The 8,142-nt window shown below is 61.8% G+C and carries 6 protein-coding genes; 2 read left to right on the top strand and 4 right to left on the bottom strand.

The features are described from left to right. Positions 1-7 precede the first annotated feature (7 nt). From proC to proB, 3 genes are all read right to left on the bottom strand, one after another. On the bottom strand, positions 8-808 hold the full coding sequence (gene proC / locus QZL67_RS00930; protein WP_022288912.1) for a pyrroline-5-carboxylate reductase: 801 nt from the start codon (positions 806-808) through the stop codon (positions 8-10). A 60-nt stretch (positions 809-868) separates the two neighbouring features. Beyond that, positions 869-2,116 (bottom strand): glutamate-5-semialdehyde dehydrogenase, encoded by a 1,248-nt coding sequence (locus QZL67_RS00925; protein WP_022288911.1) that lies wholly within the window; start codon positions 2,114-2,116, stop codon positions 869-871. 72 nt (positions 2,117-2,188) lie between these two features. Next, positions 2,189-2,992 carry a glutamate 5-kinase gene (proB, locus tag QZL67_RS00920; RefSeq protein ID WP_022288910.1) on the bottom strand — a complete coding sequence of 268 codons (804 nt, stop codon included), beginning with the start codon at positions 2,990-2,992 and terminating at the stop codon, positions 2,189-2,191. A gap of 133 nt (positions 2,993-3,125) precedes the next feature. Here proB and QZL67_RS00915 point away from each other — a divergent pair, with 133 nt between their 5' ends. Further along, complete coding sequence (locus QZL67_RS00915) at positions 3,126-3,845, top strand: ClpP family protease (RefSeq protein WP_022288909.1); 720 nt, start codon at positions 3,126-3,128, stop codon at positions 3,843-3,845. 57 nt (positions 3,846-3,902) lie between these two features. Here the strand turns inward: QZL67_RS00915 and larA are convergent, their stop codons facing one another. After that, positions 3,903-5,195: a nickel-dependent lactate racemase gene (gene larA, locus QZL67_RS00910; protein WP_022288908.1), complete on the bottom strand. Its 1,293-nt coding sequence runs from the start codon at positions 5,193-5,195 to the stop codon at positions 3,903-3,905. A 302-nt stretch (positions 5,196-5,497) separates the two neighbouring features. On the opposite strand from larA, the gene clpB reads away from it, so the two are divergent. Next, entirely contained in the window at positions 5,498-8,089 is a 2,592-nt protein-coding gene (gene clpB, locus QZL67_RS00905; protein ID WP_022288907.1) for an ATP-dependent chaperone ClpB, read from the top strand. Positions 8,090-8,142 lie beyond the last annotated feature (53 nt).

Here is an 8,142-nt window from a genome sequence, read left to right as displayed (position 1 = left end):
TGGCGGTTTACTTCAGGTTTCCGTTTTTCTCGTAAGCGGCAATGACGGCGTCCATCACTGCGCCCCGGAAACCAGCTTCCTCCAACGCCCGGACGCCCTGGATGGTGGTGCCGCCGGGAGAGCATACGGCGTCCTTCAATACGCCGGGGTGCTGTCCGCTCTCCAGCACCAGCCGGGCGGAACCTGCCACCATCTGAGCGGCCAGTTCCAATGCCGTGGCCCGGGGCAGACCGCAGGCCACCCCGCCGTCCGCCAGCGCTTCGATAAACAGATCCACGAAGGCCGGGCCGCAGCCCGCTACGGAGCTTCCTGCGTCGATCAGACGCTCCGGCAGAGGGGCCAGCTTTCCCGCTCCGGCCATGGCGTCCAGGAAGGTCTGCTCCTCTTCCTTGGTGACACTGTCGCCGCAGGTATAGAGGATCATCCCCTCCCCAATGGAAGAGGGGGTGTTGGGCATGATGCGGATGACTGGATATGTGCCGCCGGCCTGGAGCTGGATGTCCGCAATGGTAAGCCCCGCCGCCATGGGCACCAGGAAGAAGCGGTCCTTCCGGGCGGCCAGCACGGGGGCGATCTCCGCCAGCATCTCCGCCATCATCTGGGGCTTTACCCCCAGAAAGAGGTAGGTCGCCTCGGCCGCTGCGGTCCGGTTATCCACGGTCCGGGCACCCAGTTCCGCAGCCAGAGCCTCTGCCTTGGCTGCCGTCCGGTTTGCCAGCAGCAGCTGCTCACCGTTCAGGCGCTTTCGGGCCGCCCGGGCCAGAGCACCGCCCATATTTCCGGTTCCGATAAATCCAAACGTCAACATATCTTTTCAACCTCTTTTACTCTTGATCGTGTGTGCCGCAGGGGAATGGGAGGCATTCGGTCAGCGGACCTGGCCCTCGCCGTAAATGATGTACTTGCAGCTGGTCAGCTCCTCCAGTCCCATGGGGCCCCGGGCATGCATCTTCTGTGTGGAGATCCCGATCTCCGCACCCAGGCCGAACTCGCCGCCGTCGGTAAAGCGGGTGGAGGCGTTGACGTATACTGCCGCTGCGTCTACATAGTCCAGGAAGTGCTGGGCCTTGAAGTAGTTGCGGGTGATGATGGCCTCGGAGTGGCCGGTCCCGTGGCGGTTGATAAAGGACACGGCCTCGTCCATGTCCCGTACCGTCCGCACCGCCAGAATGTAGTCGTCATATTCCGCGTCCCAGTCGCTCTCTTCCGCAGGGACTGCATGGGAACCCAGAAATTCCAGGGCCGGGGCATCCGCCCGTAGCTCCACCTGTTTTTCTTCCAGCAGGGGCAGCGCGTGTTTCCAGAAATCCGCTGCCACATCCTGATGCACCAGCACGCACTCCACCGCGTTGCAGACGGAGGGGCGGGAGCATTTGGCGTTGAAGAGAATCCTGGCGCCCATGTCCAGGTCTGCCTCGTTATCGATATAGATGTGACAGACGCCCTCTCCGGTGCGAATCACAGGGACGCTGGCCTCCTTGGCCACGGCACGGATCAGCCCCGCGCCGCCCCGGGGAATCAGCACATCCACAAAGCCATCCAGGTGCATCAGCTCCCGGGCAGTCTCGTGGCTGGTGTCCTGCACCAGGCAGATACAGTCCTCCGGCAGCCCTGCCGTATGCAGGGCCTGACGCATCAGCTCCGCCGCGCAGCGGTTGGAGCGAATGGCCTCCTTACCGCCCCGGAGGATACAGGCGTTGCCGGACTTGAGACACAAAGCCGCCGCATCCACGGTGACATTGGGACGGGCCTCAAAGATGATGGCGATGACCCCCAGGGGGACCCGCCGCCGACCGATGATAAGGCCGTTGGGCCGGGTTTCCATCTTGTCCACCCGGCCGATGGGGTCTGGCAGGGCTGCTACTTGGCGCACGCCCTCTACGATGCCGGCGATCCGCTCCGGCGTCAGCGTCAGCCGGTCCAGCATGGCCGGGCGCATCCCCGCCTCTTTCGCGGCGGCCACGTCTTCGGCGTTGGCGGCAAGCCAACGGTCCTGCTGCTGGGTCAGAGTATCCGCAATGGCAGCCAGCGCCGCGTTTTTTCTGGCCGTACCGGCGGTGGAGAGCACATAGGCGGCATCCTTTGCCGCCTGTCCCTGCTGCTGTAATGCTGTCATGAAAATAACCTCCTTTCCATGACACCGTGTGCCATGGATGGTTTCATCAAATGGATCTGGGGAGAGGCGGGGTTACCGCGCTGCCAGGAACCGGGTGCCGATGTCCTGCCCCTCCACGATGCCGTAGAGGTCCTCGGTTCGGCTGCCGTTGGTGATGACCATGTCGCATCCGGCGCCCATGGCGATCCGGGCGGCGGAGAGCTTGGTGGCCATGCCGCCGGTCCCCCGCCAGCTGCCGGCGCCGCCGGCCATCTCCAGGATCGCCGGCGTCAGGTCCCGGACCTGATGGATGAGCGTGGCGTCCGGGTGGGTATGAGGGTCTGCGTCGTACAAACCGTCGATGTCGCTCAAAAGCACCAGCAGGTCCGCCTGACAAAGCCGCGCCACAATGGCGGAGAGGGTGTCGTTGTCGCCCAGTACCTTGTGACGGCCGGTTTCGATCTCGGCGGAGGAGACAGAGTCGTTTTCATTCACCACCGGGATCACGCCCATCTCCAGCAGGGCGGAAAAGGTGCTGCGCAGATGCTCGGCCCGCTGGGGAATCTCCACATCACCCCCCGTCAGAAGGATTTGAGCAACAGAGCGGTTATACTCGGAAAAGAGTTTGTCATAGATGTGCATCATCCGACACTGGCCCACGGCTGCGGCAGCCTGCTTCATCCGCAGCTCCCTGGGGCGTTCGGAAAGTCCCAGCTTGGCGGTGCCAACGGCAATGGCACCGGAGGTGACCAGGATCACCTCGTGCCCCATGCCGTGCAGGTCCGCCAGAGTCCGGACCAGATGTTCCATGCTCCGGAGATCCAGCGCCCCGGAGTCGTGGGTGAGTGTGGAAGTGCCCACCTTGACCACGATGCGCTGCTTGGTACGTTCTGCCACTGAAAATCCCTCCTGCTGTCTGTAAGTTCCGTTTCTCCACATGATACCATAGGCGCAAAGAAAAAGAAACCCTGGGCCAGGTGTAGATTTTGTGAAAACGGCAGACACTACCGGAGAAACAAGGAGGAATTTTATGACGGAGTCAACCAAGCCCATGACCTCCGGTGAAGCCGGAGAAAACGACAGCGGATCGGAGCAGGCCACCCAGAACATTCTGGACACCGGCTCGTCCATTGTCCGGTCCAACGGAGCGTCCGTATTTGTGGAGAGCATCGTGGGACAGATCGAGGGCCACACACTGGCGGGGCCCAATACCAAGACCACCAAGTATGAGCACATGCTGCCGCTGTTGGCAAAGCTGGAGGCGTCGGAAGACATCGACGGCGTCCTGTTTTTGCTCAATACTGTGGGCGGTGATGTGGAGGCGGGCCTTGCCATTGCGGAGCTGATTGCAGGCATGACCAAGCCCACGGTGTCCATTGTCCTGGGCGGCAGTCACTCGATCGGCGTGCCGCTGGCGGTGGCGGCCAAGCGGAGCTTTGCCGTGCCCTCCGCCGCCATGACCATCCACCCGGTCCGCACCACCGGTACGGTGATCGCCGCACCCCAGACTTACAGCTATTTTCAACGGCTCCAGGAGCGGATCGTCACCTTTGTCTCTGGTCACAGCCATATCTCGCCGGAGGATTTTCAGGCGCTGATGCTGAAAAAGGACGATATGGCCGCGGATGTAGGCAGTGTTCTCTACGGAGAGGAGGCGGTGCAGGTAGGATTGATTGATCAGGTGGGAGGTCTGGCGGACGGCCTTGCCTGCCTCCACCGGCAGATCCGGGAGCGAAAACCCCAGGAGTAAAAGAGGAGCCCCGGCGTGAAAAACGCCGGGGCTCCTGTATGTGTGTTTGCAGGCGGCTTACACCAGCTTGGGCAGGGTGTTGGCGCCGTGGGGCAGCAGGGTGGTCCGCAGGTCCCGGCCGCCGTTGAGCTTCCGTGCCAGCTCCAGGGCCTCGTCCAGGGTGGAGACCACGTGGATCTTGGCGGTGCCGAAGGCCTCCTGGGGCATGCCGGTGACGGCGATCATGTGGTGGGTCTCCGCGTTTTCGGCAAAGAGGTAACCGATGAAGGCGCCGATGGAGAAGTCTGCCCGCAGGGCCTTCTCCCGCTCCAGCATGGTGGGATAATCGGCGATGATCCGGCGGCAGTCCTCACTGCCGAAGCCCTCTTCGCTGCGGGTCACCAGAATGATGGTGCCGCCATCCTCCACAGCCGCCAGGGCATTGCACAACGTCTTGATGGTCTGGTAGAAGTTCAGGTCCTTGGGATAGCCGCCGGCGCTGGCGATGACCATGGGAGTCCGCTCGTGAATGGTCACGCCGTACATGGCGTCCACCAGGTCGCAGGCAGCCTGATGGGCAGTGCGCCAGTTACCGGCAAAGGCGCTGATGATCTGCTGGTCGTCATTGACCACCACGTTGAGCAGGAAGGTGGGATTGGCCATGGCGCAGGCCTCCATCATGTCGGCGTGGACCGGGTTGGCCTCCGTCATATTGGCACTGCGGACCTCCGGGTTGGAGCCATTGCCGATGCCGGGATTGAGGGCCAGGTTGTGGTTTTTCATGATGGTCTCCCGGCCGGAGATGCCCGGCAGGATGCTCTTGCGGCCGCCGCCGAAGCCGGCCATGAAGTGGAACACCACGCCGCCGGTGAGGATGATATGGTCGCAGTCCATGGCCCGCTTGTCCAGCCACACGGGCGTGCCCCGGGAGGTATCGCCCACGTGGACCAGATTCTCCTGATCGGTGCAGATGTGATCCACCACTCGGATGCGGTCGTACACGGCCTGGGTCACAAGGCCGATATGCTCTTCCTTGGTCTGGGTGCGGTGGGTGCCGGTGGCGGAGAGAATCAGCATGTCCTCATCCCGGATGCCGGCATGTTCCAGCTCCTCCACGAGAATGGGGATATAGGTCTCCGGAGACTGCCAGCGGCGGGTCACATCGGAGATGATGATGCACACGGTCTCGCCGGGCTTGACCAGCTCCCGCAGGGGGGCGGAATCAATGGGATGGTCCAGCGCATAGCGGATGTGCTCCGCCACGGTCCGCTGGGGCAGGTCCACATGATTGGCCTCCACCTCGGCTGCAATCTGCTCCGGGGGCAGGTGAACCTCAAACGATTCGGTGCCGTACTTCATAGCTTCTGCCATTGTCTCTACTTCCTTTCCGACTGGTGCGTGCGGATGGTTTGTACTGCGCGCGGATTTACAACAAGGAAGTATAACGCAGTGTCCGGCAAATGTCGAGAGGGGCGGGGACGTTTTTTTCGTGAATGAGAAATGCGGCAGGTGGGAATTTTTGAAAATTCGTGAACGAACTGTGTTCTGTTTTTAAATTTTAGCACTCTCCACTTGACAGTGCTAAAAGCGGGGCTATAATAAGTGCAAAGCTGAAATCAAGAAGTCCCGCCGCACCGGCGGCAGGGCTTTTCCGCAAGGGAGGAAGATCCTGTATGAATACACAAAAATATACGCAAAAAACCCTGGAGGCCCTGCGTGATGCCCAGACCATGGCCCAGGAAAGACAAAATCAGTACCTGACCCCGGAGCATCTGCTGCTGGCCCTGCTGGAGCAGGACGGCGGCCTGGTGGGTTCCCTGTTCCAGCGGATGGGCGTGGACTGCGGCGGTTTGGAGACGGAACTCAAGGGTAGGATCGATCAACTGCCCCGGGTCTCCGGCGGCAGCGGCGAAGTTTATGCCTCGCCGGAGACCGGCAAGGTCATCACCGTGGCGGAGCGCACAGCGGAGAAGCTCCATGACGAATATGTCTCCGTAGAGCATCTGATGCTGGGCATCTTTGCCGAGGGCGGAACGCAGCTCAAGCAGCTGCTCCAGGACCACGGCATCTCCCGCTCCCGCTTTACAGAGGAACTGAGCAAGGTCAAGGCCAACCCGGTGACATCCGACAATCCGGAGGACACTTATGATGCACTGAAAAAGTACGGCACGGACTTGGTGGCCCGGGCCCGGAGCAAGGAACTGGACCCGGTGATCGGCCGGGACAGCGAGATCCGAAATGTCATCCGTATCCTCTCCCGTAAGACGAAGAACAACCCCGTCCTCATCGGCGAGCCCGGCGTGGGGAAAACCGCCATCGCCGAGGGCCTGGCCCAGCGGATCGTCCGGGGCGACGTGCCCGACGGACTGAAAGACCACACCGTCTTCTCTCTGGATATGGGCGCCCTGATTGCCGGTGCCAAGTACCGGGGCGAATTTGAAGAGCGGCTCAAGGCCGTGCTGGAGCAGGTACGCAAGTCCGAGGGGAAGATCATCCTCTTTATCGATGAGCTGCATACCATCGTGGGCGCCGGCAAGACCGAGGGTAGCATGGATGCGGGCAACCTGCTCAAGCCCATGCTGGCCCGGGGCGAACTGCACTGCATCGGTGCCACCACCCTGGACGAGTACCGGCAGTACATTGAAAAGGACGCCGCTCTGGAGCGGCGGTTCCAGCCGGTCATGGTGAATGAGCCCACGGTGGAGGACACCATCTCCATTCTGCGGGGACTCAAGGAGCGCTATGAGATCTTCCACGGCGTCCGCATCCACGACAATGCCCTGGTGGCGGCGGCCACCCTCTCCAACCGTTATATCACCGACCGGTTCCTGCCGGATAAGGCCATCGACCTGGTGGATGAGGCCTGCGCCATGATCCGCACGGAGATCGACTCCATGCCTGCGGAACTGGATGACCTGCGGCGCAAGATCATGCAGCAGGAGATCGAGGAGATGGCGCTGAAGAAGGAGGACGACCAGCTCTCCCGGGATCGCCTGGAGGAACTGAAAAAGGAACTGGCCGATGAGAAAGAGCAGTTCAACGCCCGGAAGTCCCGCTGGGAAGCGGAAAAACAGGGCGTGGATCAGGTCAAGGATCTGAAGGGCCGGATTGAACGGCTCCACGGCGAGATCGAGCAGGCCCAGTCCCATCTGGAATATGAAAAGGCGGCAAAGCTCAAGTACTCGGATCTGCCGGCACTGGAAAAGCAGCTCAAAGAGGCGGAGGCCGCTGCTGAGCAGCACAGCGGAGAAAACTCCATGGTCCATGATACCGTCACGGAGGCGGAGATCGCCGACATCGTGGCAAAGTGGACTGGCATCCCCGTCAGCCGTCTGGTGGAAGGGGAGCGGGAGAAGCTGCTCCATCTGGATGAGGTCATCCATAAGCGGGTGGTCGGCCAGGATGAGGCGGTGCGCCTGGTGACGGAGGCTATCCAGCGCTCCCGGGCCGGAATCGCCGACCCCAACCGGCCCATCGGCAGCTTCCTGTTCCTGGGTCCCACCGGCGTGGGCAAGACGGAACTTGCAAAGTCTCTGGCGGACTGCCTGTTTGACGATGAGCGCAACCTGGTGCGTATTGATATGACGGAGTATATGGAGAAGTTCTCTGTGAGCCGTCTGATCGGCGCGCCTCCGGGATACGTGGGTTACGACGAGGGCGGCCAGCTGACGGAGGCGGTGCGCCGCAAGCCGTACAGCGTGGTGCTCTTCGATGAGGTGGAAAAGGCCCACCCGGATGTGTTCAACATCCTGCTGCAGATTCTGGATGACGGCCGCATCACGGACTCCCAGGGCCGGACGGTGGACTTCAAGAACACCATCATCATCCTCACCTCCAACCTGGGCAGCCAGGAGCTGCTGGACGGTATCCAGTCTGACGGCACCATTGCCCAGTCTGCCCGGGATGCCGTCATGGCGGAACTGCGCCAGTCCTTCCGGCCGGAGTTCCTGAACCGGCTGGATGAGATCATCCTCTTTAAACCGCTGACCAAGGAGAACCTGAGCGGCATCATCGAAATCCTGATGCAGGGCCTGCGGCAGCGTCTGGGCGAGAAGCTTTTGAAGCTGGAAGTCACGGACCAGGCCAAGGACCTGATCATCGACCAGGGCTTCGACCCAATCTACGGTGCCCGGCCGCTGAAGCGGTATCTGCAAAGCGCGGCGGAGACGCTGATCGCCAAGCGGATTCTGAGCGGAGACCTGGCTGCTGGCAGCACGCTGGTGCTGGATGTGGAAAACGGCCAGCTGGTGTGCCGGACCCGCTGAGAATGCTGCAAAAGCAAATGTTTTGATTTGAGAACGCCGCCGCTGGTGCACTT

Source organism: Oscillibacter sp. CAG:155, from assembly GCA_000436875.1.
Lineage (GTDB): Bacteria > Bacillota > Clostridia > Oscillospirales > Oscillospiraceae > Oscillibacter.
The sequence above is the reverse complement of the archived record's forward strand: the minus strand, read 5'-3'. Positions and strand labels throughout refer to the sequence as shown.